Origin of the sequence: Pseudolactococcus hodotermopsidis (assembly GCF_011170085.1) — a bacterium.
Lineage (GTDB): Bacteria > Bacillota > Bacilli > Lactobacillales > Streptococcaceae > Pseudolactococcus > Pseudolactococcus hodotermopsidis.
On the sequence record NZ_BLLI01000122.1, the window covers coordinates 1 to 1,769 of the forward strand.

The 1,769-nt window shown below is 44.7% G+C and carries 1 pseudogene; it reads left to right on the top strand.

From position 1 onward, the window contains the following. A pseudogene (locus tag Hs30E_RS10880) lies at positions 1-1,769 on the top strand (hypothetical protein); the annotation flags it as partial.

The following is a 1,769-nucleotide window of genomic DNA, read 5'->3' on the forward strand; positions in this document are numbered from 1 at the left end:
CTGAAGCTGATTCAGATTCCGTAGAAGATAGTGATTCTGAAGCTGATTCAGATTCCGTAGAAGATAGTGATTCTGAAGCTGATTCAGATTCAGTAGAAGATAGTGATTCTGAAGCTGATTCAGATTCCGTAGAAGATAGTGATTCTGAAGCTGATTCAGATTCAGTCGAAGATAGTGATTCTGAAGCTGATTCAGATTCAGTAGAAGATAGTGATTCTGAAGCTGATTCCGATTCCGAGGAAGATAGTGATTCTGAAGTTGATTCAGATTCAGTCGAAGATAGTGATTCTGAAGCTGATTCCGATTCCGAGGAAGATAGTGATTCTGAAGTTGATTCAGACTCCCAAGAAGATAGTGATTCTCAAGAAGACTCAGATTCAACCGAGGATAGTGACTCCACTGAAGATTCCGATTCTGCTGAAGATAGTGATTCAACCGAGGATAGCGATTCCACTGAAGATTCAGATTCAGCCGAAGATAGTGATTCCACTGAGGATAGCGATTCTCATGCGGACAGTGAGTCTGACTATATGTGGGTTGATATTCCTGATAATACATGGCATGATGGCAATAGCGACAATCTAATTGATGAGCCAGCAGATGTTGATAATGACGGCATTCCAAACAGTATGGATGACGACATTGACGGCGATAAGATTCCAAATGCGGAAGATACCGACCGTGATGGCGATGGCATTCCAAACGATAAGGATAAGACCCCAGATGGTGCGCCAGATCCGATTGACAATGGTTATCATGAGGGGAATCTGAAAGATCCAATCCTTAAACCATCGGACGTAGACGGCGATGGTATTCCGAACCAACAGGATGATGATATTGACGGCGACGGTAAATTGAACGCTGAAGATGAGGATGCTGACGGCGACGGTATCAATAACGCTTACGATAAAACACCAAATGGCGACCAGTCAGGCGAGTTGATTCCAGATAACACGTATCATGAAAATGATCGGACCAATCCAATTGCTGAGCCAGCAGATGTTGACAATGACGGTACGCCAAATAGTATGGATGATGACATTGACGGCGATGGCATTAAGAATGAGTTGGATAATGACCGCGATGGCGATGGCATTCCAAATGATCTTGATAAAACACCAGACGGTGCACCAGATCCGATTGACAATGGCTATCACGAGGGCGATTTGACCAATCCGATTACAGACCCAACGGACGTAGACGGCGACGGCATTCCGAACCAACAGGATGATGATATTGACGGCGACGGTAAATTGAACGCTGAAGATGAGGATGCTGACGGTGACGGTATCAATAACGCCTACGATAAAACACCAAATGGTGACCAATCAGGCGAATTGATTCCAGATAATACGTATCATGAAGGCGATCGGACAAACCCAATTGCCGAGCCAGCAGATGTTGACAATGACGGTATTCCAAATAGTATGGATGATGACATTGACGGCGATGGCATTAAGGACGAGTTGGACGATGACCGCGATGGCGATGGCATTAAGAATGAGTTTGATAAAACGCCAGACGGTGCGCCAGATCCGATTGATAATGGCTATCATGACGGCGATTTGTCTAAACCAATCACAGATCCAACAGATGTGGACGGCGATGGTATTCCGAACCAACAGGACGATGATATTGACGGCGATGGTATTAAAAACGCTGACGATGAAGATGCTGACGGCGATGGTATCAATAACAAGTACGATAAAACACCAAATGGTGACCAATCAGGTAGCTTGATTCCAGATAATACGTATCATGAAGGCGAT